Below are 24,312 nucleotides of genomic sequence, written 5' to 3'. Positions count from 1 at the left end.
TCGCATGCAGGTGTCGAGTTTCCCCGCCACCTGTATGGTGCGGGGCCGTGGTTTTCGGGAGTTACACGAAGACGACGGGCCGCACCAGGGCAGTGGTGGCGGTGGTGGTGGTAATGGTGGTGGTGGCGACCGGCGCAGTCGAACGGCCCGCAGTGGCGGGGGCGATCAGGCTGGCGTGGGCGGCATCAAGAACCATGACGCACAGAAAACACTGTGCGCCGGCCTGCTGTCAAGTGCTGCGATGCAAAAAACCAGTGCCGCGATCATCGCTCAACGTGCCGGCATTTGGTTGCATCTGAGACCAAGGCAGCATCAGCACGCTTGACGCACGCATTCAGCCGGCATGTTCGGCGATCGCCCGTGGACTGCGATGGGCATGCGCGCACAGCATCACGCCGGCCACCAGGAACACGATCGCCAGCGCTTCCAGCAGCGAAGGCCAGCGCTGCTGCCAGGCGAAGGCATACGCCAGCGCGAACAGCGTCTCGAACACGATCATCTGGCCGGTCAGGGTCAGCGGCAGCAGGCGGCTGGCGCGGTTCCAGAACGCATTGCCGAGGATCGAGGCCACCACCGCCACACCGGCACTGATTGCCCAGAAACCACTCCACTGCGCCGCCGTGTGCCCGCTGGTGTGGCCGATGAAGGCCATCGGCACCAGCAGCAGGGCCAGGCCGCCGGTGGTGACGCCGGTCAGCAGCGACCAGTCGTGGCTGGACAAGTCCGGTCGACGCGCCAGCCAGCGGCTGTTGCCGATCGAGTACAACGCCCACGAGAACAGCGCGCCGAACGCGCACAGCAGGCCGATCAGGCGCTGCCGCCACGGGGTTGCCAGGTGCTCGGACATCAGTGCTTCCCAACCAACCAGGGCCACGCCCAGCACGCACAGGCCCAGTGCCGGCAGCAGCTGTTTCAAAGGCACTGCACCCTGTTCGCGCACGCCGACCAGGGTGACCACCACCGGAATCAGGCCGACAATCAGCGACGCCGCCGCACCGCCAGCCCACTGCACCGCCGTGGCCAGCAGCAGGAAGTACACCAGGTTCCCGGCCAGGCTCAGCCACAGCAGCCCGATCCATTCGGTGCGACCCAGCTGGGGTGCCAGCCGCTTCCAGCGCGGGAGCAGCAGTACTACGGCGATCAGGCCGTAGACCAGATAGCGGCCGGCCGACAATTGCAGGGCGTTGAACGACTGCAGCACGGCGGGCGCGAGGAAGACCACGCCCCACAGCGCGCCAGCGGCAACGCCATTGGCGATGCCCAGGGCCATCGGGTTGTTGCGCATTCGGGTTCTTCGGGGGGAGAGAACAGGCCGCGCAGTGTAAGCGCTGGCCAGCGGGCGCTCTTGACCGAGGCTATTGCCCTGACCGGCCGCGCGTGCGCAAAAGCCGAGCGTGGCTCGACCCTACAGTCCGGCGCCCCGGCGCCACGCTGCGGGAGTCTGGCCGCACTCGCGGCGCAGCGCACGGGTCAGTGCGCTCTGCTCGGAATAGCCCGCGGCCAGCGCGATATCGCTGATCGGCGCCACGCTGGTGCGCAGCTGGTGCTTGGCCCAACGCAACCGGCTTGCACTGAGCCAGGCCTGCGGGCTGAGCCCGAACTCCTGCCGGAACAGCGCATGCAAACGGCTCTCGCTGACCCCGACGAACCCCGCCATGCGCGCCACCGGCCACGCCTGCCCGGGGTCGGCCTGCACCGCCGCACACAGACCCTGCATGCGCGCGCCACTGCCGGCAGGTGCAAATACCTGCAGCAACTGCGGCAGCAGCGCCGGCATTGACTGCCCTGCCTGCACCTCAGCCAGGCGTCGGCGCAATGCCAGCGGCAGATGCAGCCAGCGCTGCCGGCACAGATGCTCCTGCGTGCCGTCATCAAGTACGCCCGGAGGACAGTCAACGATCACGAAACCATTGGGACCATCAGCCATCTGGTCATGCGCCTCACCGGCGGCCACGAATGCCCCCTGCAGCACGTCCAGCCGACCTCCGCGACCTTCCATTTCGAACTGCAGTTCACCCTGCACTGGCAGCACCCACTGCGCGTAGTCATGGCGGTCCAGGCCGGTGGCCTGGCCGTAGTGCCGCAGATGGAAGATGGCGCCCATCCGGGCAGTGTGCGCGTGTAACAACGGCCGTGCAAACCGTTGCTATAGTCGATCCGTCATCCAACGCAGGGAGTGCAGGACATGACCCATCAGCAGGTGTCCCTGGCGCTCGCCACCGGCCTCGGCCTGGCGCTCGCCGCTTCGGTCTCCGCACAGGAGCGTACGCCACCCGCTCCGCACTGCATGGACGCTGTCGGCGTACAGGAAGTGGAGCAGGCATCACCGCGCTCGATTGCACTGCGCGCCGCCTCCGGCCAGGCCTTTCGGATCGACTTCAACGAAGATTGTCCCGGCGTCCGCGGTGCCACTTCGCTGAAACTGGAAGCCCCCGCCGGCTGGGCCTGCGGCCGCCCCAGCGAACGCGTCGTGGTCGACGGCCGCCGATGCACCATCAGCGCGGTCACTCCGCTGCAGAATCGCGACTATGCCAGCGTCGCCCGCGACAGCGACCGCCTGCGCACCGCTACCCTACCTGCCGTGACCATCCGCGAACGCAAGGAGGTGCGTCGCAGCTTCGGCGGCTCACCGTCCTACTGCTTTGCCACGCGCAACGTGCGTGCCTGGTCATCCGACCCGCAGGGCATGCTGGTGGAGACCAACCCGCGCCGCAATGGCGGCCATCGCTACTACCGGGTCGAACTCGGCAGCCACTGCCGCCAGCTCGACCGCGCGCCGCAGCTGAGCTTCCACTCGGGCCTGCAGAACGGCCTGATCTGTGGCAATCCCGGCGATCGGATCATGACTGCCGAATTCGAGACAGACGATCTGCGCGGTGAAAGCATCGCCCCGCTGCCGCAGTACACGCGCGGCAGCTGCACGATCCAGGCGGTCTACCCGGCCTCCAGCCAGGCGTCGAACTAACCGTCGACGCCGAGGAAGACGAACGGTGCGCTGGGCACGAACTGGCCCAGTGCATCACCGGCGAAGGTATTGCGCTGGTCCTTGCCGAGGTCGAGCTTGAGCACCTTGCCGGCGAAATCGACCTTGTTCAGATCGACCCAGAAGGTGTTCGGGGTCAATGCCGATTCGAAGAAGTACAGCCGCCGCTTGTGGTCGGCCACGGTGCGCCAGCGCGTGGATGAGATGTTCGGCTCACCCGGCGTGGTGATGCCATACGGCACCGACGCGTTGCGGATCACGCTGAACACACTGGCCAGGGCCTCCACCGGATCCTCGGCCTTGGGAATGGCGTTGATGTAGAACGAGGCGCGCGCGAAACGGTCAGCAGAGCGGTTGGTGCCCGGCAGCATCACCGTGCCGCCGATCTGCTGCCAGTAGCTGTTGAGCGCCAGCTGCTGCTCGAAGATCGGCGAATTGGTCATCACCTGGTAGCGCCGGTCATGGTGGATCACCTGGCGGCCGCCGATGTACTCGACGATGGCACTGTCGCCGCTGGCATCGGACAGCGACAGGTGCAGCGTCGCCTGCCGATCTTCACCGGGCACCTTGTCGGTGACGATCGAGTACGGCTCGCGCTTCAACGCGGTGACCGCCTCTTCCACGGTAGCGAAGTTGTCCAGCACATACTGCGCCCACAGCGAAATCGCCAGGCCCGGCTTGTTGCCACGCTGCTGCGGATACTCCGATTCGACCAGCCACAGCAGGTTGGCCACCAGGCCCTTTTCGTTCATGCCATCGGTGGTCGACACGTCGTAGCCGGTGGCCACCACCGAGCCGTAGCGCGCGGTCCACGCCAGCGACTTGGGGCCGGCCTGGCCGGTGCGCGCAATGCCGCGCGGCAGTATGTAGAGGTTGGTCGCCACATCGACCTTCCAGTCCATCGAGCGCGCAGTGATCACATCGCCGTTGTCACCCAGGTACACCGCGCGCGTGCAGGCCAGTGCCGGTGCCACGGCTGCGGCCAGCGCGACCGCCAGCATTCCCCTTCCCATCCACTTCATCCGTGCCATGTCGTTGCACTCCTTTTCCCCGTGATCCGAAGATAGGACCCCAGGCAGGGTGAGACAGGGGTGAAAGCCTCAACGGACGAAGCGGTCGTGCAGCCAGAATCCTGCAAGCATCGAAGGCACGAACCACAGGGCTTCGCGCGACGCCACGACCACCCCGGCGATGGCCGGTCCTGGGCAATAGCCCGCCCAACCCCAGCCGATCCCGAACAGCGCGGCACCCAGCAGCAGGCGAGCATCCACACGCCGGGTAACAGGCAGCCGGAAGCGGTCTGCGTACAGCGGCTGCTGTCGCCGCAACACCCACCGCTGCCCGATCGCGCTGACCAGCAGCGCCGAGCCCAGCACCCACAGCAGCGTGGGATCGAAGTCACCGGTGATGTCGAGGAAGCCGAGGACACGACGCGCGTCGGTCATTCCCGAAAGTGCCAACCCCATGCCAAACAATGCGCCCGCCGCGCCGGCGGCCCAGACTGCGCGGCTCATGTTGGGCCTCCGCCATGACGGACCAGGAAGGTGGTCAGCATCGCGCAGGCCATGAACACCAGCACGGCCGCCAGCGATCGCTTCGAAGCGCGGGCCATGCCGCACACACCGTGACCGCTGGTGCAGCCGTTGCCCAGCCGCGTACCGAAGCCGACCAGCAGGCCGGCTCCCATCAACTGCCATGCCGGCAGCGCATCACGCAGCAGCGCACGCGGCGATGCCTCGGGCACCGATTGCCACCACAGCACCAGCCCCGCCGATGCGGTCAGGCCGGCCAGGAAGGCCCAGCGCCAGGCACGCTCGCCCTTGCCTGCCCGCAGGCTGCCTGCGGTGATGCCGCTGATGCCCGCCACGCGTCCGATGGTGGCGAGCAACAGCACCGCGGCGGCGCCGATCAACGCACCACCTGCCGCCGCACTCCATGGCAGGTTCATGCCCTGCCCTCTTCGCTGCCGCACATGGGATTGCCCATTTGTTTAGATTATTCTAAATTAGATCATTCTAAATAAGATGGTCAACCATGGCCCGGACCCAGCTCGACAGCGCCGCGATGGCCGAACACGCGTCGCAGGCAGCCACGCTGCTCAAAAGCCTGGCCCACCCGGCCCGGCTGCGGGTGCTGTGCCGCCTGGTGGAAGGTGAAGCGCCGGTACCGGAACTGCAGGCACTGACCGGCCTGAGCGCATCGGCGTTGTCACAGCATCTGGCGGTGCTGCGCGGACTGGATATCGTGGCGACCCGGCGCGAAGCGCAGGCGATCCACTACCGGGTCCTTGAAGGGCCGGCGCTGGGCGTGCTGCAGGCGCTGCATGCGGCGTACTGCGGGGCTGCTTCGCGCTGAATCCGGCGCAGACCATCAGCCTGCATGCAGCGCCGGCTGCACCACCTGATCGAGCAGGTCCACTGGCGTCGGTGCCGAACGATCGCCCTGCAGGCGCCGGGAGAATCCGGACCAGTCACTGCAGGAAAGCTGGCGAGAATAGGCACCCACGCTGGCAGTTGCGGACCAGTCCGTCTCAGTCCGCCGGAACGCTGGCCGAAGCGTTCAGGTTGCCGCCAAGACCGTGCCGTCGCAGCGTCGTGGCAGCATTGCCTCGAACACCACCTGGCCCGCTTCGTTGCGGGCCGCAATGCGCCCGCCGTGCGCGCGGACGAACTGATCGACGATGTACAGGCCCAGGCCCAGGCCCTTGCTCTGGTGGAAGCTGGCCTTGAACGGTTCGAACAGTCGCGGCAACAGCGCGTCATCGATCCGGCCGGCGTTGCTGACCCGCAGCAATACGCCGCGCGGGTCGCGCCCATCCACCTCCACCCTCGCCTCGCTGCCATGGGTCAGCGCATTGCCGACCAGGTTGGCGGCGACCTGGCCAAGGCGATCCAGATCGCCCTGCAGCCGCGTGTCTCCCTGCAGGTCCAGGTGGATCCGGTCCGCCCCATGCGCGCTGCCCGCCTCGGCGACTACCGCGCGCGTCACGTCGGCCAGATCGCAGGCACTTGCCTCCAGCCTCAGGCCACCGCTGCGGATCCGCGAGAAATCCAGCAGCTGCTCGACCATCCGCGCCATCCGCAGGGTGCTGGCTTCCAGGTACTGCAGCGTCTGCTGCGCGCCTGCGTTGTCTTCCGGAAGCTCCAGCGCCAGCTTGTCGGTGCACAGCAGGATCGCCGACAACGGCGTGCGCAGGTCGTGGGTCAAAACGGCAGCCATCGTCTCGTTGAGCTTCAGCGCCCGCTCCAGTGCCTCGTTGCGCGCCTTCAGCAGCTGCCGCTGCTGGTACAGCTCGATGAAGACGTTGACCTTGCTCAGGATCACCTGCGGCGCCACCGGCTTGTGCAGGAAATCGACCGCACCGCTTTCGTAGCCCTTGAACACGCGCAGGGGATCATCCGGAGAGGCGGTCAGGAAGATGATCGGCACGTCGCGGCTGCGATGCGAACCGCGCATCAGTTCGGCCAGGGTGAAGCCATCGATCTCCGGCATGTGCACGTCAAGCAGGGCCAATGCCACCTCGTGCTCGAGCAGCAGCTCCAACGCCTGCGCGCCCGAGCCGGCCAGCAGCAGGTTGACCCCTTCGCGCTGCAGCAGGGCCTGCATGGCTACCAGGTTCTGCGGCACGTCATCGACGATCAGGAGGTTGACCGGGGTCTGCGACTGCGCAGGTTCCGGTGGCAACAGGTTCATGCAAACAACTCCTTCAGGCGGCGACACATCAGTTCAAGGGGCAGCACGGCATCGGCGCCGGCGTACTGCAGGGCGGAAGCGGGCATCATCGACGCCTCGGCTTCCTCGGGACATTGCAGCCAAGCATGGCCACCGGCACGGCGCACGGCGGCAACGCCCTCGCTGCCATCACTGCTGGCACCGGTCAGCAGCAGGGCCAATACCTGCGCGCCGAACACCGCAGCAGCGGAATCGAACAGCGGATCGATGGCCGGACGGGAAAACAGCACCGGTGCATCCACCGACAGCGCCAACGCCCCCTCGTCCTCCACCAGCAGGTGGTAATCCGGCGGCGCGAACGTCACCGTGCCCGGTTGCAACGGCTGCTTGTCTTCGGCTTCGCGCACCGGCAACGCGCAGTACGGCGCCAGCACCTCGGCGATGCGGCTGGTGCGGTCTCGCGGCAGGTGCAGCACGGCCAGTACCGGTACCGGCAGCTTCGCCGGCAGTGCACCGAGCACCGCCTGCAGGGCCGCCACGCCACCGGCGGACGCGCCGATCACCAGCACGGCCGGACGCACCGGCAGCGTCATCAGGCCACCTTCCGGTACAGGCGGTGCTCTCGCGAACAGACCTCGAAGGCATCGTGGTGGCACCCGAACTGCAGCGACTCCTTGCTGCCCAGGCCAAGGAAGCCCCGGTGCACCAGCGCTTCGCGGAACAGGCCGACGGCACGATCCTGCAGGTCGCGGTTGAAATAGATCAGCACGTTGCGGCACGACACCAGGTGCACTTCGGAGAACACGGTATCGGTGGCCAGGCTGTGGTCGGCGAACACCACGTTGCGGCGCAGTTGGCGGTCGAACACCGCACCATCGTAGGCGGTAGCGTAGTAGTCCGACAGCGACGCGGTGCCACCGGCGGCCAGGTAGTTGCGGCTGAACTGGGCCATCCGGTCGATGCCATAGGCGCCCGCCTCGGCGGTGGCCAGCGCGGCCGGATTGATGTCGGTGGCATAGACGATGCTGCGCTCGAGCAGGCCTTCCTCATGCAGCAGGATCGCCAGCGACCACACTTCCTCGCCCGTGCTGCAGCCGGCCACCCACAGCTTCACCGAGGGATAGGTACGCAGCACTGGCACCACCTGCTCGCGCAGCTCACGGAAATACGCAGGGTCACGGAACATCTCCGAGACCTGCACGGTGAAGAACTGCATGGCCTGGGCGAACAGGTCCGGCTCGTGCAGCAGCCGGTACTGCAGGTCGACCAGCCGCTCGCACTCATAGCGCTGCATCGCCTGGCGCATGCGTCGGCGCAGCGACGACACCGCATAGCTGCGGAAATCGTAGTGGTAGCGCTGGTACAGCGCCTCCAGCAGGACCTTCAGTTCGAGGTCGAACAGCGCCTGTTCGTTCATTGCCGCGAGCACCAGACCCGGCACAGCGAGACCAGCTTGTCGACGTCGATGGGCTTGGCGATGTAATCGTTGGCGCCCGCCTGCAGGCAACGCTCACGGTCGTCCGGCATGGCCTTGGCAGTCAGCGCGATGATCGGCAGGTCCTGCAGGTGACGCTGCGCGCGGATCTCGCGCATCGCGGCCAGGCCATCCTTCTCCGGCATCATGATGTCCATCAGCACCAGGTCGACTTCGCGCTCGGCCAGGCGGTCCACTGCCTCCTGCCCATTGCGCGCGATCTCCAGCGTCACGCCCAGCGGCTCGAGCACGCTGGACAGCGCAAAGATGTTGCGCACGTCGTCCTCGGCCAGCAGTACGGTGCGTCCATCGAGCACGGTGTCGCGACGGCGCGCCTCGCGCAGCAGGCGCTGCTGGTCGGTGGGCAGGCTGGCTTCCACGCTGTGCAGGAACAGGGTGACTTCATCCAGCAGGCGTTCGGGCGAACGTGCGCCCTTGATGATGATGCTCTTGGAATAGCGGCGCAGGCGCTGTTCTTCCTCGCGACCGAGCGCGCGACCGGTATAGACGATCACCGGCGGGAAGCCGACGTCATCGTTGCCGGCCATGTGTTCGAGCAGGTCGTAGCCGCTGCCGTCAGGCAGTGACAGGTCCATCACCATGCAATCAAAGGTGACCGTGCTGAGCTGCTCCAGCGCGCCAGCAAGCGTTCCCACGGCGACGATCTGCAGCTGATCACGGCCCAGCAGCAGTTCCAGGTTGTGGCGCAGCTCGCTGTCGTCCTCGACGATCAGCAGGCGCCGCACGTCGCGCTGGCTGGTCTGTTCCAGCTGCTCGATGGCGCTTACCAGGCGCTCGCGCGTGGTCGGCTTGATCGCAAACCCGATCGCGCCAAGCTCGCGCGCCACCTGGCTGCGGTCCGTTGCCGAGACCACGTGCACAGGAATATGGCGGGTATCGGGGTTGCGCTTCAGGCGCTCCAGCACGCTCAGGCCGGACACGTCCGGCAGGCCGATATCGAGCAGGATGCCGTTCGGTCGCAGTTCGCCGGCCAGGGCCAGCGCCTCTTCGGCCGTCCCGGCCACCACGCAGTCGAAATCCAGTTCATGGGCCAGGGCCACCAGCGCTTCGGCGAACGTGGCGTCGTCCTCGACGGCCAGGATCAGGCGGCCCGGGTGCTGGCGACGACCGCGGTCGTCGGCCACGCTGGGCACCGTCGTCGTCGGCGCCACCGGAGCCCTTGCTGGCACCTGCATCGCCGGCACAGCGGCCGCGACCGGCGAGGCCACGGGGGCTGCGGCGATGTCCGCGGCGCTCGACGCGGGCGCGCCCTGCAACGGCAGTTCCAGAATGAAGCAGCTGCCACGGCCCGGTTCGCTGTCGACCTGGATGCTGCCGCCCATGCGCTCGGCCAGATCGCGCGAGATCGACAGCCCCAGGCCGGTGCCACCGTAGCGGCGACGGGTGCTGCCATCGGCCTGGCGGAAGGCTTCGAAGATGACCTGCAGCTGCTCGCGGGCAATGCCGATACCGCTGTCGCAGACCTCGAAACGGATGCGCCCCTGGCCGGCCGCGCGCACGTGCAGGCTGACCTTTCCATGCTCGGTGAACTTCACCGCATTGGCCAGCAGGTTCTTCAGGATCTGCTGCAGTCGCTGGCTGTCGACCACCAGCTGGCTCGGCGCCAGCGCATCGGCCTCGATCTGCAGGGCCAGGCCCTTCTGCCGCGCCATCGGCTCGAAAGTCTCGCGCAGGCGCTGCAGCACGCTGTCGGTCACCACCACTTCATCGGCCAGCTCGACGTGGCCGGCCTCGATGCGCGACAGGTCCAGGATGTCGTTGATCAGCGCCAGCAGATCGTTGTTGGACGACAGGATCGCACGCGCATACTTCACCTGTTCTTCGGTGAGCGTGCCGTCCTTGTTGTCGGCCAGCAGCTTGGCCAGGATCAGCGAGCTGTTCAGCGGCGTGCGCAGTTCGTGCGACATGTTGGCCAGGAACTCGGACTTGTAGCGCGATGTCGCGGCCAGTTCGTTGCTGTTGCGCACCAGCTGGCTCTGCGCGACCAGCAGTGCCTGCTTCTGCGCCTCCAGCTCGTGGGTCCGCTCTTCCAGCTGGACGTTGCTCTGTTCCAGCTCGGCCTGCTGTTCTTCCAGATGGCTCTGCGACTGCAGCAGGCTGCGGCTCTGCTCTTCCAGTTCCTCATTGGCCACGCGCAGCTCTTCCTGCTGGGCCTGCAGCTCCTCGCCCTGGCGCTGCGATTCCTCCAGCAGCACCACCAGTTGTGCGCGCAGCAGCGATGCACGCAGCGCCATGCCGATGGTCTCGGCGCAGCGCTCCAGCAGCTCGCGATCCAGGTCGCGCTGCGCACCCGCCCGGGCGCGTCCCAGCTCGACGATGCCTACCACGGTGCCGTCACTGCTGATCGGCGCGAGGATGCGCTCGCGCACCGGCAACCGCCCCAGGCTGGTCTGCAGTTCAAGTACGGCGTCGTCGCTGCCCTTCAGGTGACGGATGCACTCATCCCGCGCCACCTGCCCGGCCACGCCCTCCTGCAATGCCAGCGACGCCGGCATGCCGGACGGCAACGCCAGGCCGCCGGTCAGCTGCAGTCGTCCGCCTTCCAGCCGGTACACGGCGCCGACGTCGGCCTCCAGTTGCGCGCCCAGGCTGGTGGCTGCCGCCTCGGCAATCTGCTCCGGGCCGAGGTCGCCGCGCAGGCTCATCGCTACCGCGTTCTCGGCCTCCTGCAGCCACAACGCCCGCATTGCGTCCCGGCGTGCCTGGATCGCGCGGGAGACGATCAGCGCGATCATCAGGAACGCACAACCACCGATGCTTCGGTTGACAAGCGAGAACGCCGAGTTCGAGCTGGCCGGGGCGATGTTGAAACCGATGACCAGCAGGACGCAGGCGAGCACAGCCACGATGAACGGCGCGCGCGCACTGCGCTGGAACACCGTGACGCCCACGGCCAGGAAATACGCCAGCCATACCGCATAACCGAGCGGTACCACCAGCTCCAATGCGATGGTCGCAGCCAGCAGCACGGCGGACGTCATCCAGATCCAGCGGTCACGCGTAGTCGCACCAGGACGCATGCAGGTCGCTTCCAGAACACAAAGGGTGGGTGATGGTACTCCGTGTCGTATTCAGCCGCACAGGACAAATGGCACGTGTCCCGCCTCCACGCCTCCTTCACACTTGAATGCCTAGCTTCACGTCCCTCACAGGGGTAACACTTATTTTTACGTGGACGCTGCCGCCTCTACGACGTCCGTGCTGACGGACCCTTCCCGCCAACTGCGACTGCTGATCGACAGCGTGCGCGACCATGCGCTGTACCTGCTTGATCCGGATGGCATCGTCTGCAGCTGGAACCCGGGTGCGGAGCGCATCAAGGGCTATTCAGCCGATGAAGTGGTGGGCACCCACTTTGGTCGCTTCTACCTGGCCGTCGACCGCGAGGCAGGAGAACCGCAACGCCTGCTCCGCCATGCAGCGCAGCATGGCCACGTTGCCAATGAGGGCTGGCGGGTACGCCGCGATGGCTCGTCATTCCGTGCCAGTGTTGTCATCGAGCCGGTGGTTGAAGCGGGTGAGCTGCTCGGCTTCGTCAAGATCACCCGCGACATCACCGAACAGTGGCAGGCACAGCGCCTGCTGCGTGATGCCCAACGAGCGCTGCGCAATACCCAACAGTTCGAGGCCGTCGGCCGACTCAGCCGCGGCCTGTCGCATGAGTTCAACAACCTGCTGACCACCATCGGCAACGCACTGGACCTGCTGTCCCTGCGCGTTGGCGGTGACGATGCGCGCGCCGCCGAGCTGCTCGATGCCGCGCAGAGCGCGACCGATCGTGGTGCGCTGCTGACCCGCCAGCTGCTGGCGTTCAGCACTGGCCAGACCCTGATCCGCGAACCACTGGATATCAACGTGTTGATACAGCAATGGCTGCCGGACCTGCAACGCGCCTGCCCGCCCACGGTGATGCTGGATTCCCAGCTGGCACCCGGCCTGCCTGCGGTCAACACCGATGCGCTGCAGCTGCAGACGGCGCTGGCCAATCTGGTCGCAAATGCCGCCGATGCTACCCTTGAAGGCGGTCGCATCCTGATCGGCACCGCGCTGGAGCATCGCCTCGACCCGGACGCGGACTCCACGCTGCAACGTGGCTATGTCACCCTCAGCGTCTGCGATGAAGGCCACGGGATGGCGGCCGACATCGCCGAACGGGCCACCGAGCCCTTCTTCACCACCAAGGACATCGGCAAAGGCAGCGGCCTGGGCCTGAGCCAGGTGTTCGGATTCACTACCCAGAGCGGCGGCTTCGTCGACGTGTCCACCACGCCCGGTGTCGGCACCACGGTCAGCCTGCTGCTACCCGCAATGGAGGACCCTGCCGATGACCGATGACCCGATCCGCGTACTGATGGTGGAAGACCAGACCGATCTGCGTGAAATGATCGGCCTGGCCCTGCGCGACCTCGGCATCGATGTGGCCACGACCGCCGATGGCCACGAGGCGGCGGAACTGCTCAAGGGCGAAGCACGTTTCGACGTGGTGTTCAGCGACGTCAGCATGCCCAACGGCATGTCCGGCATCGAGCTGAGCGAGCATGTGGCACGCGAACAGCCGCAGGCAAGGATGATCCTCTCGTCCGGCTATGCCCGTTCGCAGCTGCCGCCGCTGCCCGAGCAGGTGGAGTTCCTGCCCAAGCCCTATCGCCTGCGCCAGCTGGTGCAGCTGCTCAGGCAGGCGTAAGCCACGGCGCCCCGCAGGAAGCCCCTGCGGTCAACCCATCATCGCCCCGCGCTGGAACGATGCCAGCAGCGTAGAGGCTGCCGCTGCCGGCGCCAGCCGACCGCGTGCCAGTGACCAGGTGATGCCGTAGAAGCAGCTCCAGTAGAAGTCCGCGAGCCATACCGCGGTGAAACCGACGTTGAACTCCCCGGCCGCCTGACCCCGCAGGAAGAAGGCCTCGAAGCGCCCGCCGATCGGCGCCCAGCGCTCCGGCAGCAGGTGCAGGTCGCCCAGGCGCTGCTGTTCTTCCATCATCCGTGCGAACAGCAGCGTCACCAGCTCCCAGTCCGCCAGCAGCGTGGCGGTGACCTGCTCCAGCACGTGGCGTGCATCACCGCCCTGGTCGAACCAGGCCGCCGCCGCTTCCACGCGCTCGAAACCGGCTGCGAACAGGGCCTCGTCGATCGCCTCCCGGGTAGGCGCAAACCGGTACAGGGTCGCGCGGCTGATGCCCGCCCCGCGCGCGAGTTCGCTGAGGGTGCAGCGTGGATGGCTGACCAGGGTGGCCGCCAGCGCATGGGGCAGGTCGCGTCGTGTACGTGCTGCGGCAGGTCGCATGAAAAGCGAGGGGGTGTGGGCTGACCCTCACGCTAGCATGAATCATCAATTAATAAACTGAATCAAATATGATTCACACGAATCACGAATGCGCTACAACAGCGGTGCGTCCGGTGCACCCGGGTCGGTGCACGGCAGGGAACGCGTCACAGGCATCGAGGGAGACAACGCCATGCTGCACCCACTACGCGATATCGCCGTGCTGTTCGACGCCAGCGACACCGGGCACCGCGTTCTCAACATCGCCGCCGACCTGGCGCAGGCCCAGCAGGCGCATCTGGTCGCAGTCTCCACGGCCCTGCATCCCACCGACATCGCCAACGGCTTCGCGCGCGGTGCCGGCATCGCCGCCGCGCTGGACCACGAGGCCCGCGCGGATGCCGCCTGCACCGCACAGCTGATGCAGAACCTGCGTGCCGTGTCCGAGCCGCTGCAGATCAGCACCGAACTGCGCATCGTCTCGGACTACCTGGGTGGCGCTGACCTGGCGCTGCAGTCGCTCTACTGCGACCTGATCATCGCCGGCTATCCGCACACACCAGGCGCGCCCTCCGGCTGGCATCCACTGGGCACGCTGCGCCAGACCGGGGTACCGATGCTGCTGGTGCCGCCGCACTGGAGGGGCGAGCAGGTCGGCCGGCGTATCGTGGTGGCCTGGAATGCCAGCAAGCAGGCCCGTCGTGCGGTGGCAGATGCCCTGCCTCTGCTGGCCCGCGCGCAGGCCGTGCACCTGCTGATGGTCGACACGCCCAAGGCTGAAGCGGCACCCGGCGCTGAAATGGCCCAGCATCTGGCGCGGCACGGCGTTGAAGTGGAGATACAGGCGATCAGCTCCAGCCAAGGGGGTGTAGCTGCCACCATTCGCCAGCATGTACTTGATGCCGAAGCCGATCTGCTGGTGCTGGGGCCCTACAGCCGCAGTCGCGTGGTCGAGCGCGTGCTCGGCGGGGTCACCGAGGATCTGCTGGCCGAAGTACCGGCGCCCTTGTTCGTATCGCACTGATACCGCCCCGCCCCGCCCGGCGGTAGCCGGTCAGCGATTGGCCGGTGTGCCGCCGGAAATAGCGGCACAGGTAGGACGCGTCCTCGAAACACAGGCGTTCGGCGATGCGTCCGATCGGCAGTTCGCTGTAGCTCAGCAGCGCCTTGATCTCCAGCACCACCTGGCGGTCGATCAACGCCTTCGGCGTTTCGCCGAAGCATTCCCGGGTCACCTGCGAGAGATAGAACGGGGTAATGCACAGCGCCTCGGCGTAGGACTGCACGTCGCGTTGGCGCGTGCTGCGCTGGCCGACCAGCTCCCAGAAGCTCCAGGCCAGGCGCTCGCGCCGGCCGACCTGCGGCGCCGCCTCGTAGTATGCCGGGAGCAATGTGGCGAACTTCAGGAAAAAGGTCTGCAGCAGGTTGCGCAGCATCACGTGCCGATGGCGGCCACCGTTGTGCTGGGCATCCATCAACTGCTGCAGCCAACCCTGCAGCAGCGGCACCTCCAGCGGTGACGGTACACAATGGGGGTGCTCGTGCAGGAACTTGAACAGTGCATTGGGCAGCACATAGGCCACCTCCGAGGCCAGCGCTTTCGGCACCAGGCAGGCCACCGCAAGGAAGCCGCGCGAACGCTGCCGCAGCAGCGCCAGCGTATCCTCCGCCAGCACCAGTACGTCGTGCCGCTGCACCGCCACTTCGCGGAAGTTCAGTGCGAACCGCGCACGCCCGGACACGCACACCAGCACCGTCAGATAGGCGTGCCCGAACGACAGCGGAACACCCAAGCCTTCCGCCAGCGTACTGACTTCCAGACGCATGGATTCGTCCTGTTCCAGAAGCTGGGGAATGCGATCCATGGGCCGATCCACTGGGATTCCACTGGGATATCGCGGCAGAGCATATCCGCCCGAACGAAGAAGTTGTGAAAAGTACCGAAACCATCAATGTCCCGCCCTGTGCTTCCTACCCGTCGAAACCTAGCCTGTGCACTTTCTTTCCACCGACGGACCCGCCATGCAACTGGCCACCCAACGCTTGATCCTGCGCCCCTGGCGCGACAGTGACGCCGCCGATCTGTACGAGTACGCCCGCGACCCGCGCGTGGGGCCCGTCGCCGGTTGGCCACCGCATGCCAGCGTAGAGGAGAGTGCCGACATCATCCGCACCGTGTTCAACCGACCGGAGGTCTACGCCCTGCAGAGCCGCGAGAACGGGCGTGCCATCGGTTGCGTCGGCATCCTGATCGGTGCAGACAGCAACTTCAACTTGGGCGAGCGCGAGGGAGAGATCGCCTACTGGATCGGCGTACCGTACTGGGGGCGTGGCCTGGTACCCGAAGCTGTACGTGAGGTGATGCGGCATGCCTTCCTGGATCTGCAGCTGGATGCGTTGTGGTGCGGCTACTTCGCCGACAACCTGCAATCGATGAGCGCGCAGGCCAAATGCGGTTTCCGCCATCACCACACCGAGGTCAACCAGTTCAACCGCTTCCTCGCCGACTACCGCACCGAACACATCAGCCGCATCACCGCCAGGGAATGGCAGGCGCAGCAGACCGTACCACTACCCACATGATCACGGCTCAGCGCTCGCTGTGCTGCATGAACAACAGATCCGGCGTCGAGGCATCTTCCACCGGCTGAAAGCCGAAATCGCGGTAGAGCGCGACCGCCGCGACGTTGTCACGATAGACACGCAGGCTCAGGTGCTGCACATCCGGCGACCGCAGGGCCTCGGCACACAACAACTGCATCAGCACCCGTCCCAGGCCGCGCCCACGCGCCTGCGGCGAGACAATGATGCGGCCCAGGTGGGCAGTGCCGGGCGCGGTAAACCAGTACTGGCCGAACCCCATGCACGCACCTTCCCCGTCCAACAGGACCCAACCCGGGCGCTCGGCCAGTTCAAGAGCCTGTGCGAATGCCTCAGGCAGCAGAGGAAACGCAACGCCCGGGCCAGCCCAGCGTTGCGTCGCTGCAACCGAATCGAGCCAGCCAGCGATACGCGGGTAATGCCGAGGTTGAACCGGTTGCAACTGTGCGGGCATATGGAAGCCTGTGTGGTCCCGTCAACCTGCCGCGGCCGCTGCCTGGATTGGAGGGTGATGAGCAGGCGCTTGCAGCGGACGTGCTTGCGCGAACTGGGCTACGGTAACAGTGCGTAAGACGGATGTCCCCTGCAGGAAGCCGCCGCACTCGACGGCGGCGACCTGTCGGCGCTTTACCGGCAGACGTACTCGCGTGCCGATTCGATGGTGTCCACGTCGAGCTCTTCGTACTGGATCTCGACGGTTTCCATGCTGGACGCGGTGACCACCGCGCGCGCGCCAAGATTGCAGGCGGCAGGCAGCCCGCCAGCGTACGCTTGGCCATTGATCGCATACGCCAGGCCGTAGCAGGCCGAGCCGAGCTGGAACGGATTGTGGTTGCAGGCCATGAGCTGACTGTTGGCAAGGTCACTGGAGGCCGTGTAATTGGACGTCCAGCCACTGCCAGCATCGCTGCCGCAGCTACCCGGGTACCCCTGGATCTGCGCACCGCTGGAGTCGCAGGTGTGGTAGGCGAAACTGCCGAAGAAACTGGTCTTTACGTACGCGGTGCGGCCGCTGTCTACCCATTGTGCCGCAGCAGCGCTCTGGGCAAAGGCGGACAGGCCGAGCAGGCACACGGCGGCAGCGGTGAGAGGTTTCAATCCCTTCAACATGACTATCGTCCTCGGTATTGGCGTAGTGCACGCCTCATGCGTGCCAACCGAGTCTACCCCGCAGGTATACGGCCAAATATGACAGGCTCGACAGTCTGGGCCCTTCTGCGCACCCGATGCCTGAAGGGGAGGACGGCTTCGTGGCGAGGGCCGCCTGTTGACTGGCCATTGTGACCACTGCGACCAAAGCACTGGAAGGTGCCGTGGAACAAGGAGCGCCACACGATCACCAATCGTCGCAAGTGACTGATTATGGTGACCCCGGCCCGATTCGAACGGGCGACCTTCCCCTTAGGAGGGGGACGCTCTATCCAGCTGAGCTACGGGGCCATGCAGCCGGGAAGTTTACAGGCAACACACCCTGCCCTCCAAGCATTCGTGCTCCACACGGCGGCGCTGGCGCGTTGCACCATGGCCGGACAGGCCGCTCTGCTACCATCGGCGATTCAGTTCATCGCGCCCCCCACCTGCCCGCGATGGCACCAAACAACGTAACGAAACACAGGAGTCTGCATGTCTTCCGAGCTGCTCAAGTCCCTTGGCCTGGACGCGATCAACGCTGGCACGTACCTGGGCAACGGGGAGTGGTCGAGCGCGACCAGCGGTGAGCTGATCACCCCGGTCAACCCGACCACCGGCGAGCCGATCGCGCAGGTCCGCGCGACCACCGAGGCCGAGTACGAGACCGTCGTCGCCCGCGCCCAGGAAGCCTTCAAGATCTGGCGTACCACGCCGGCCCCGCGTCGCGGCGAAGCCGTGCGCCTGTGCGGCGAAGCACTGCGCAAGCACAAGGACGCCCTGGGTTCGCTGGTGGCGCTGGAAATGGGCAAGAGCAAGCCGGAAGGCGACGGCGAAGTGCAGGAGATGATTGACATCGCCGATTTCGCCGTGGGCCAGAGCCGCATGCTGTACGGCTACACCATGCATTCCGAGCGCCCCGGCCACCGCATGTACGAGCAGTACCACCCGCTGGGCCTGGTCGGCATCATCTCTGCCTTCAACTTCCCGGTCGCGGTGTGGAGCTGGAACTCGTTCCTGGCCGCCATCTGTGGCGACGTGTGCATCTGGAAGCCGTCCAACAAGACGCCGCTGACCGCCATCGCCTCGCTGAAGATCTGCAACGACGCCCTGCGCGAAGCCGGCTTCCCGGACATCTTCTTCCTGATCAACGATGCCGGCACCGCGCTGTCGGAAAAGATGGTCGATGACCGTCGCGTGCCGCTGATCAGCTTCACCGGCTCGACCCAGGTCGGCCGCACCGTCAACGAGAAGGTCGCGCGCCGCCTCGGCCGCTGCCTGCTGGAACTGGGCGGCAACAACGCCATCATCCTGGACGAAACCGCCGACCTGAAGCTGGCCGTGCCGGGCATCGTGTTCGGCGCCGTCGGCACCGCCGGCCAGCGCTGCACCACCACCCGCCGCCTGATCGTGCACCGCTCGATCTACGCCGACGTGCTGGCCACCCTGGTCAAGGCCTACAAGCAGGTCGAAGGCAAGATCGGCGACCCGACCGATGCGGCCAACCTGATGGGCCCACTGAACAGCGACGGCGCCGTGCAGCAGTTCCTCGATGCCATTGCCCAGGCCAAGGCTGCAGGCGGCACCATCGAAACCGGCGGCACCCGCATCGACCGCGCCGGCAACTTCGTGCTGCCGGCGATTGTCTCCGGCCTGAAGAACAGCGATGCCGTGGTCCAGCACGAGACCTTCGCGCCGATCCTGTACGTGATGCCGTACGACACCCTCGATGAAGCCATCGACATGCAGAATGGCGTGCCGCAGGGCCTGTCGTCCTCGATCTTCACCCAGAACCTGAAGACTGCCGAGAAGTTCCTGTCGGCCGCTGGCAGCGACTGCGGCATTGCCAACATCAACATCGGCACGTCCGGTGCGGAGATCGGTGGCGCCTTCGGTGGCGAAAAGGACACCGGCGGTGGCCGCGAGTCCGGTTCGGACGCCTGGAAGGTCTACATGCGCCGCCAGACCAACACCATCAACTATTCGGACTCGCTGCCGCTGGCCCAGGGCATCAAGTTCGATCTGTGATGGCAGACGTTTCTGCCATGGCTGCGGGTCAGAGCCCCTCCGGGGATCTGACCCCTGCCCAGGGCCGGATCCCCAATGGGGCCCCGACCCTCGACTTCACCGGTCGCCGCGTGCTGATCGCCGGCGGCAGCAAGGGCATCGGTCGTGAAATGGCGTTGGCATTTGCCGGCGCCGGTGCGCAGGTCTCGGTCTGCGCACGTGGCCAGGCCGGCCTGGATGCCCTGCGTGCCGATGCGCAGGCACAGGGCACCCCACTGCATACCGTCTCCGCCGATCTGGCCGACGCCGGCCAGATCCAGGCCTGGCTGCAGGCCGCTGCCGATGCACTCGGCGGCATCGATGTACTGATCAACAACGCTACCGGCTACGGCATGGCCGACGACGAGGATGGCTGGGCCGCCAGCCTGCAGATCGACCTGATGGCGGCGGTACGGGCCTCGCGCCTGGCACTGCCATGGCTGCGCGCATCCAGCGATGCCTGCATCCTCAACCTGTCCTCGATCGCCGCACAGCAGCCACGCCCCGGTGGCGCGCCCTACGCCGCCGCCAAGGCCGCGCTGTCGCACTACACCACGTCGCAGGCACTGGCGCTGGCCAAGGACCGGATCCGGGTCAACGCCATCGCCCCCGGTTCGATTGAATTCGATGACGGCCTGTGGGATCGCCGTCGCACCGAAGATCCAGCGCTGTACCACGGCACCCTGGCGAAGATCCCGTTCGGCCGCTTCGGCCATCCGCGCGAAATTGCCGACGCCGCCCTGTTCCTGTGCTCGCCGGTGGCGCGCTGGGTCACCGGCAGCGTGCTCAACGTGGATGGCGGCCAGGTGTTGATGGGCTGATACCGGCACTCCGGTAGCTGCCAACCTTGGTTGGCATGCCTTTCGTCGACCGAGGTCGACGCCTACCAAGGCTTGCACCTCGTTCGCCCACCAGGGTCCACGCCTGCCATCGCATCCGCCGGGCATGGGATTGCCCGGGCAGAGGCACTATCATGTGCACACTGCCAAGGAGGACCCCGATGAGCGTGGCACCCCGACAGACAAGCGCCCTGGCCGTGGTCAGCCTGGTCATGGGCATCGCCAGCTGGACCGTCCTGCCCTTCGTGGCCAGCATCGTGGCCATCATCACCGGCCACATGGCCCGCGCCGAGATCCGCCGCCGCCCGCATGAACTGGAAGGCGATGGCCTGGCCGTCACCGGCCTTGTGCTGGGCTGGGTGATGGTCGGCGCCGTGCTTGCCGCCATCCTGGTCTTCATCCTGTTCTTCGGTGGCCTGGCGTGGCTGGCCGCGGTGTCGAACTGACGCCATGACCACTTCCGACAGCACTGAACGCTTCAGCAGCCGCGTCGCCGACTACGTCCGCTACCGGCCCGATTACCCGCCCGCGCTGCTGGAATGGCTGCATGGCCCGATGGATGTCAGTCACCAGGCCCGTGTCGCCGACATCGGTGCTGGCACCGGCATTTCCAGCCGTCAGTTTCTGGCCAGCGGTCATCCGCTGGTGGCGGTCGAGCCGAACGCCGCCATGCGCGCCGCCGCCGAAGAGTGGCTGGCGCCGCAGTATCCGGGCTTTTCCGCCGTCAATGGCCGGGCCGAGGCCACCGGCCTGGACGATGCCAGCATTGATCTGGTCAGCGTCGCGCAGGCGTTCCACTGGTTCGACACCGTGGCGGTGCGCGCCGAGTGGCAGCGCATCCTCTGCCCCGGTGGCCTGGCACTGATCTACTGGAATTCGCGCCTGCTCGATGCCAGTCCATTCCTGGTTGGCTACGAACAGCTGCTGCTGGACTACGGCACCGATTACACCGCCGTGGCCGAGCGCTACCAGGACGATGCCACCATGCAGGCCTGGTTCGGCCGCGGCCTGCGCGGCATGGTGGAGTTGCCGAACGTACAGCATCTGGACTTCGACGCCCTGCGCGGGCGCCTGCTGTCCTCCTCCTACGCACCCCAATCCGGTCATCCTCGCCACGCGCCGATGATCGACGCTCTGCAGGACCTGTTCGCCGCCCACGCGGTCGACGGCCAGGTCGCTTTTGAATATCGAACCCGAGCCTTCCTCGGCACGCTGGACTGAACCGACGCATGTATTCGCTTGCCCGCCCCTTCCTGTTCTCGCTCGACGCCGAGCGCGCCCACGGCCTCGGCCTGTCCGCACTGGACCTGGCCTACCGCACCGGCACCACGCCGCTGCTGGCCGCACGCATCGCGCCGATGCCCAGCACGGTGTTCGGGCTGACCTTCCCCAATCCGGTCGGCCTGGCCGCCGGCCTGGACAAGAATGGCGAGCACATCGATGCGCTGTTCGCGCTCGGCTTCGGCTTCGTCGAGATCGGCACCATCACCCCGCGCCCGCAGGCCGGCAACCCGCAGCCGCGCCTGTTCCGCCTGCCGGAACACAACGCGATCATCAACCGCATGGGCTTCAACAATGCGGGCGTGGACGCGCTGGTGCGCAATGTCGAGCGCGCGCGCAACCGCCGCGGCCTGCTCGGCATCAACATCGGCAAGAACAAGGACACCCCGAACGAACAGGCGGTGGACGATTACATCGCCTGCCTGGACAAGGTGTATCCGCTGGCGGACTACATCACCGTCAACATCTCCTCGCCCAACACCGCCGGCCTGCGTGAATTGCAGGAAGAGACCGCGCTGCGCCAGCTGGTCAGCCAGTTGCGCGACCGCCAGGAAGATCTCGCGGCGCGCCACGGCCGCCGCGTGCCGATGCTGGTCAAGGTTGCACCGGACCTGAGTGACCGCGACATCGATGCCGCCGCGCGCGTGCTGGGCGAACTGCAGGTGGACGGCGTGATCGCCACGAACACCACCATCGACCACAGCAAGGTGGCCGGCGACCCGCTGGCCAACGAGGCCGGCGGCCTGTCCGGTGCGCCGGTGCTGGAGCAGTCCACCCTGGTGCTGCGCCGCCTGCGCTCGCGCCTGCCCGAATCGGTACCGCTGGTGGGTGTCGGAGGCATCCTGTCCGGTGCCGATGCGGTGGCCAAGATGGCCGCAGGCGCGGCGCTGGTGCAGTGCTACAGCGGCTTGATCTTCCGTGGCCCGGCGTTGGTCTCTGAATGCGTGGAGGCGATCCGTCGCCGCCGCGAAGCGCCGAGCCGCGGCGCGGTGGCCCCACTGTGAGCGCGCCCATGGATACCGTCGACGGCAACGCCCCGCTGCGCTGGACGCTCACCCGCAATGCGCCGCTGCAGGCGCTGAACACCTTCCACGTGCAGGCCAGCGCCGCGCAGCTGCTGGAACTGCACGATGCCGCACTGCTGCCGGAAGTGCTGGCATTGCCCGAAGTGGCCAGCGGTCCCCTGTTGGTACTGGGTGCCGGCAGCAACGTACTGATCGCCGAAGACCTGCCGGGCACCGTGCTGGTGTTCGGCAACCGTGACATCAGTTTCCTGGAACACCGCGCCGACCATGCGGTGATCCGCGCCGGGGCCGGCGTGCCCTGGCATGGCCTGGTGATGTGGTCGCTGCAGGAAGGCTTGTCCGGGCTGGAGAACCTGGCCCTGATTCCCGGCACCGCCGGTGCCGCGCCGATCCAGAACATCGGCGCCTACGGTGCGCAGGTCGGCGAGTTCATCCAGGCGGTCGAGGCCTGGGACTGCCAGGAACAAAGCTGGGTACGGCTGGACAACGAGCAGTGTCGCTTCACCTACCGCGACAGCGTGTTCAAGCAGCAGATGGACCGCTACCTGATCACCGCCATCGAACTGAAGCTGCCGCTGCTGCATGACCTGCGCATGGACTATGCCGGCATTCGCGAGGAACTGCAGGCACAGGGCGTGGAGCTGCCGAGCGCGGTGGACGTGGCCAACGCGGTGATCGCGATCCGCCGCCGCAAGCTGCCCGACCCGGATGTGCTGGGCAACGCCGGCAGTTTCTTCAAGAACCCGGTGCTGCCGCTGGAACAGGTCGATGTGCTGCTGCAGCACTTCCCCGACCTGCCCGTGTTCCCGGCCGAGCAGGACGACAAGCGCAAGGTCTCGGCGGCATGGATGATCGAGTCCTGCGGCTGGAAGGGCTTCCGCGAAGGCGATGCCGGCGTGGCCCCCAGCCACGCGCTGGTACTGGTCAACCATGGCAATGCCAGCGGTGCTGAACTGCTGGCGCTGGCGCGACGCATCTCCGCTTCGGTGCTGGAGAAGTTCGGCGTGCCGATCGAACCGGAGCCCCGCCTGCTCGGCGCACAGTGGTGAACACCCCCGCCCTCCCCCCCAGCGCCACCCCGATGCGGGCGGCGCTGCTGATGCTCGGCAGCACGATGGCATTCGGCCTGATGGCCGTCGCCATCCGCTACGCCACCCGGTACGTACCAACCCAGGAAGTGGCGTTCTTTCGCAATGCCTTTGGCCTGCTCGCGCTGCTGCCGATGCTGCTGCGCCCCGGCCATGCACCACTGAAAACGCAGCAGCTGCCGCGTTACTTCGTGCGCAGTGCGATTGGCCTGGGTTCGATGCTGTGCGCGTTCTGGGCACTGGGCCATCTGCCCCTGGCGCAGGCGGTTTCCCTCTCGTACTCCACGCCGTTGTTCGTCACCATCGCCGCCGTGCTGTGGCTGGGCGAGACCGTGCGTATACGCCGCTGGGCCGCGGTGGTGGTTGGATTCATCGGTGTGCTGGTGATCGTGCGCCCCGGTACCGCCGGCTTCACCGCCGGCAGCCTGGTAGCGGTGGCAGCCGCCGTGCTCAGCTCATTGGTAGCGATCCAGATCAAGCAGCTGACCCGTGTCGACAGCGCTGATACCGTGGTGCTCTACACCTACGTGTTCTGGGTGCCGCTGTCGCTGGTCCCGGCACTGTTCGTCTGGGTCTGGCCCTCCGGCATGGCGTGGCTGTGGCTGCTGGCCACCGGCGTGCTGGGCACCGTCGGCCAGCTGCTGTGGACGCGGGCGTTGCGCCTCGGTGAAGTCTCGGCGCTGACCCCGATCAGCTTCCTGCAGCTGCCGCTGGTAACGCTGCTCGGCTGGCTGCTGTTCAACGAAAGCGTGGATCGCTGGACGCTCATCGGTGCCGGCATCATCCTCGCCGCCAACGCCTACATCGCCCACCGCGAAGCCGTGTTGTCGCGCCGCGCCGCAAGCGCGGCGGCCTCGGCAGCAGCCAAGCCCGCCGAATGAAAACCATCTGCAT

28 protein-coding genes and 1 tRNA gene are annotated in these 24,312 nt (G+C 66.7%); 14 read left to right on the top strand and 15 right to left on the bottom strand.

Annotation, left to right across the window (positions count from 1 at the left end):
* Nucleotides 1-4 precede the first annotated feature (4 nt).
* Nucleotides 5-325 carry a hypothetical protein gene (locus AC5P7E_RS14845; RefSeq protein WP_162292053.1) on the top strand — a complete coding sequence of 107 codons (321 nt, stop codon included), beginning with the start codon at nt 5-7 and terminating at the stop codon, nt 323-325.
* 9 nt (nt 326-334) lie between these two features.
* Here the strand turns inward: AC5P7E_RS14845 and AC5P7E_RS14840 are convergent, their stop codons facing one another.
* Nucleotides 335-1,285: a DMT family transporter gene (locus AC5P7E_RS14840; RefSeq protein WP_005409418.1), complete on the bottom strand. Its 951-nt coding sequence runs from the start codon at nt 1,283-1,285 to the stop codon at nt 335-337.
* A 120-nt stretch (nt 1,286-1,405) separates the two neighbouring features.
* The gene (locus AC5P7E_RS14835; protein ID WP_005409417.1) at nt 1,406-2,104 is read right to left on the bottom strand and encodes a helix-turn-helix transcriptional regulator; all 699 of its coding nucleotides are present in this window, start codon (nt 2,102-2,104) and stop codon (nt 1,406-1,408) included.
* An 81-nt stretch (nt 2,105-2,185) separates the two neighbouring features.
* Here AC5P7E_RS14835 and AC5P7E_RS14830 point away from each other — a divergent pair, with 81 nt between their 5' ends.
* Nucleotides 2,186-2,965 (top strand): DUF6491 family protein, encoded by a 780-nt coding sequence (locus AC5P7E_RS14830; protein WP_044570026.1) that lies wholly within the window; start codon nt 2,186-2,188, stop codon nt 2,963-2,965.
* On the opposite strand, the gene AC5P7E_RS14825 is transcribed toward AC5P7E_RS14830, so the two are convergent.
* From AC5P7E_RS14825 to AC5P7E_RS14815, 3 genes are all read right to left on the bottom strand, one after another.
* A complete protein-coding gene (locus AC5P7E_RS14825) occupies nt 2,962-4,014 on the bottom strand; it encodes a linear amide C-N hydrolase (RefSeq protein ID WP_049469995.1) in 1,053 nt (350 codons plus the stop codon). The genes AC5P7E_RS14830 and AC5P7E_RS14825 overlap by 4 nt on opposite strands.
* Before the next feature lie 69 nt (nt 4,015-4,083).
* Entirely contained in the window at nt 4,084-4,497 is a 414-nt protein-coding gene (locus AC5P7E_RS14820; RefSeq protein ID WP_024956887.1) for a DUF6691 family protein, read from the bottom strand.
* Nucleotides 4,494-4,931 (bottom strand): YeeE/YedE family protein, encoded by a 438-nt coding sequence (locus tag AC5P7E_RS14815; protein ID WP_043035070.1) that lies wholly within the window; start codon nt 4,929-4,931, stop codon nt 4,494-4,496. The genes AC5P7E_RS14820 and AC5P7E_RS14815 overlap by 4 nt, the downstream gene beginning before the upstream one ends.
* An 86-nt stretch (nt 4,932-5,017) precedes the next feature.
* Here AC5P7E_RS14815 and AC5P7E_RS14810 point away from each other — a divergent pair, with 86 nt between their 5' ends.
* Nucleotides 5,018-5,338: an ArsR/SmtB family transcription factor gene (locus tag AC5P7E_RS14810; RefSeq protein WP_012480019.1), complete on the top strand. Its 321-nt coding sequence runs from the start codon at nt 5,018-5,020 to the stop codon at nt 5,336-5,338.
* Between the two features lie 15 nt (nt 5,339-5,353).
* Here the strand turns inward: AC5P7E_RS14810 and AC5P7E_RS14805 are convergent, their stop codons facing one another.
* From AC5P7E_RS14805 to AC5P7E_RS14785, 5 genes are read right to left on the bottom strand one after another with little or no spacing between them, the layout of a single operon-like run.
* The gene (locus AC5P7E_RS14805) at nt 5,354-5,488 is read right to left on the bottom strand and encodes a hypothetical protein (protein ID WP_005413152.1); all 135 of its coding nucleotides are present in this window, start codon (nt 5,486-5,488) and stop codon (nt 5,354-5,356) included.
* A gap of 54 nt (nt 5,489-5,542) precedes the next feature.
* Nucleotides 5,543-6,676, bottom strand: coding sequence for a hybrid sensor histidine kinase/response regulator (locus AC5P7E_RS14800; protein WP_005413151.1), 1,134 nt, complete (start codon nt 6,674-6,676; stop codon nt 5,543-5,545).
* Nucleotides 6,673-7,248, bottom strand: a complete 576-nt coding sequence (locus AC5P7E_RS14795; RefSeq protein WP_005413150.1) for a chemotaxis protein CheB — start codon at nt 7,246-7,248, stop codon at nt 6,673-6,675. The genes AC5P7E_RS14800 and AC5P7E_RS14795 overlap by 4 nt, the downstream gene beginning before the upstream one ends.
* Nucleotides 7,248-8,072, bottom strand: a complete 825-nt coding sequence (locus AC5P7E_RS14790) for a CheR family methyltransferase (RefSeq protein WP_005409408.1) — start codon at nt 8,070-8,072, stop codon at nt 7,248-7,250. The genes AC5P7E_RS14795 and AC5P7E_RS14790 overlap by 1 nt, the downstream gene beginning before the upstream one ends.
* A complete protein-coding gene (locus AC5P7E_RS14785; RefSeq protein WP_088610818.1) occupies nt 8,069-11,170 on the bottom strand; it encodes a hybrid sensor histidine kinase/response regulator in 3,102 nt (1,033 codons plus the stop codon). The genes AC5P7E_RS14790 and AC5P7E_RS14785 overlap by 4 nt, the downstream gene beginning before the upstream one ends.
* 151 nt (nt 11,171-11,321) lie before the next feature.
* Here AC5P7E_RS14785 and AC5P7E_RS14780 point away from each other — a divergent pair, with 151 nt between their 5' ends.
* Entirely contained in the window at nt 11,322-12,485 is a 1,164-nt protein-coding gene (locus tag AC5P7E_RS14780) for a two-component system sensor histidine kinase NtrB (protein ID WP_414490133.1), read from the top strand.
* Nucleotides 12,475-12,834 (top strand): response regulator, encoded by a 360-nt coding sequence (locus AC5P7E_RS14775; RefSeq protein WP_005409405.1) that lies wholly within the window; start codon nt 12,475-12,477, stop codon nt 12,832-12,834. The genes AC5P7E_RS14780 and AC5P7E_RS14775 overlap by 11 nt, the downstream gene beginning before the upstream one ends.
* Nucleotides 12,835-12,864: 30 nt before the next feature.
* Here the strand turns inward: AC5P7E_RS14775 and AC5P7E_RS14770 are convergent, their stop codons facing one another.
* Complete coding sequence (locus AC5P7E_RS14770) at nt 12,865-13,431, bottom strand: TetR/AcrR family transcriptional regulator (RefSeq protein WP_049469523.1); 567 nt, start codon at nt 13,429-13,431, stop codon at nt 12,865-12,867.
* Nucleotides 13,432-13,603: 172 nt separating this feature from the next.
* Here AC5P7E_RS14770 and AC5P7E_RS14765 point away from each other — a divergent pair, with 172 nt between their 5' ends.
* On the top strand, nt 13,604-14,434 hold the full coding sequence (locus AC5P7E_RS14765; protein ID WP_114618773.1) for a universal stress protein: 831 nt from the start codon (nt 13,604-13,606) through the stop codon (nt 14,432-14,434).
* Here AC5P7E_RS14765 and AC5P7E_RS14760 read toward each other — a convergent pair.
* Entirely contained in the window at nt 14,382-15,275 is an 894-nt protein-coding gene (locus AC5P7E_RS14760; protein WP_114618755.1) for an AraC family transcriptional regulator, read from the bottom strand. The two genes, AC5P7E_RS14765 and AC5P7E_RS14760, sit on opposite strands and share 53 nt — an antisense overlap.
* 157 nt (nt 15,276-15,432) lie before the next feature.
* Here AC5P7E_RS14760 and AC5P7E_RS14755 point away from each other — a divergent pair, with 157 nt between their 5' ends.
* A complete protein-coding gene (locus AC5P7E_RS14755) occupies nt 15,433-15,993 on the top strand; it encodes a GNAT family N-acetyltransferase (protein ID WP_114618754.1) in 561 nt (186 codons plus the stop codon).
* A 7-nt stretch (nt 15,994-16,000) separates the two neighbouring features.
* Here the strand turns inward: AC5P7E_RS14755 and AC5P7E_RS14750 are convergent, their stop codons facing one another.
* The 3 genes from AC5P7E_RS14750 to AC5P7E_RS14740 form a co-directional block, all read right to left on the bottom strand.
* Nucleotides 16,001-16,465, bottom strand: coding sequence for a GNAT family N-acetyltransferase (locus AC5P7E_RS14750; RefSeq protein ID WP_114618753.1), 465 nt, complete (start codon nt 16,463-16,465; stop codon nt 16,001-16,003).
* Between the two features lie 173 nt (nt 16,466-16,638).
* Nucleotides 16,639-17,121: a hypothetical protein gene (locus AC5P7E_RS14745; protein ID WP_005409399.1), complete on the bottom strand. Its 483-nt coding sequence runs from the start codon at nt 17,119-17,121 to the stop codon at nt 16,639-16,641.
* Between the two features lie 253 nt (nt 17,122-17,374).
* Nucleotides 17,375-17,451: transfer RNA gene (locus AC5P7E_RS14740), tRNA-Arg, on the bottom strand.
* A gap of 183 nt (nt 17,452-17,634) precedes the next feature.
* Between AC5P7E_RS14740 and amaB the strand changes: the two genes are divergently transcribed.
* From amaB to AC5P7E_RS14705, 7 genes are all read left to right on the top strand, one after another.
* Entirely contained in the window at nt 17,635-19,167 is a 1,533-nt protein-coding gene (gene amaB / locus AC5P7E_RS14735; protein WP_012480007.1) for an L-piperidine-6-carboxylate dehydrogenase, read from the top strand.
* Nucleotides 19,167-20,006, top strand: coding sequence for an SDR family NAD(P)-dependent oxidoreductase (locus tag AC5P7E_RS14730; protein ID WP_114618752.1), 840 nt, complete (start codon nt 19,167-19,169; stop codon nt 20,004-20,006). Before amaB ends, AC5P7E_RS14730 begins: the two co-directional genes overlap by 1 nt.
* A gap of 179 nt (nt 20,007-20,185) precedes the next feature.
* On the top strand, nt 20,186-20,470 hold the full coding sequence (locus AC5P7E_RS14725) for a DUF4190 domain-containing protein (RefSeq protein ID WP_005413144.1): 285 nt from the start codon (nt 20,186-20,188) through the stop codon (nt 20,468-20,470).
* A gap of 4 nt (nt 20,471-20,474) precedes the next feature.
* Nucleotides 20,475-21,245, top strand: a complete 771-nt coding sequence (locus AC5P7E_RS14720; protein ID WP_114618751.1) for a class I SAM-dependent methyltransferase — start codon at nt 20,475-20,477, stop codon at nt 21,243-21,245.
* Nucleotides 21,246-21,253: 8 nt separating this feature from the next.
* Nucleotides 21,254-22,309 (top strand): quinone-dependent dihydroorotate dehydrogenase, encoded by a 1,056-nt coding sequence (locus AC5P7E_RS14715; RefSeq protein WP_005409365.1) that lies wholly within the window; start codon nt 21,254-21,256, stop codon nt 22,307-22,309.
* 8 nt (nt 22,310-22,317) lie between these two features.
* The gene (murB, locus tag AC5P7E_RS14710; RefSeq protein ID WP_049459957.1) at nt 22,318-23,379 is read left to right on the top strand and encodes a UDP-N-acetylmuramate dehydrogenase; all 1,062 of its coding nucleotides are present in this window, start codon (nt 22,318-22,320) and stop codon (nt 23,377-23,379) included.
* 32 nt (nt 23,380-23,411) lie between these two features.
* Nucleotides 23,412-24,299: a DMT family transporter gene (locus AC5P7E_RS14705; RefSeq protein WP_032966688.1), complete on the top strand. Its 888-nt coding sequence runs from the start codon at nt 23,412-23,414 to the stop codon at nt 24,297-24,299.
* Nucleotides 24,300-24,312 lie beyond the last annotated feature (13 nt).

This window comes from Stenotrophomonas sp. YJH_SMC_25, assembly GCF_059369595.1.
Note: the sequence above shows the minus strand (reverse complement) of the source record. Positions and strands in the feature narration are given on the sequence as shown.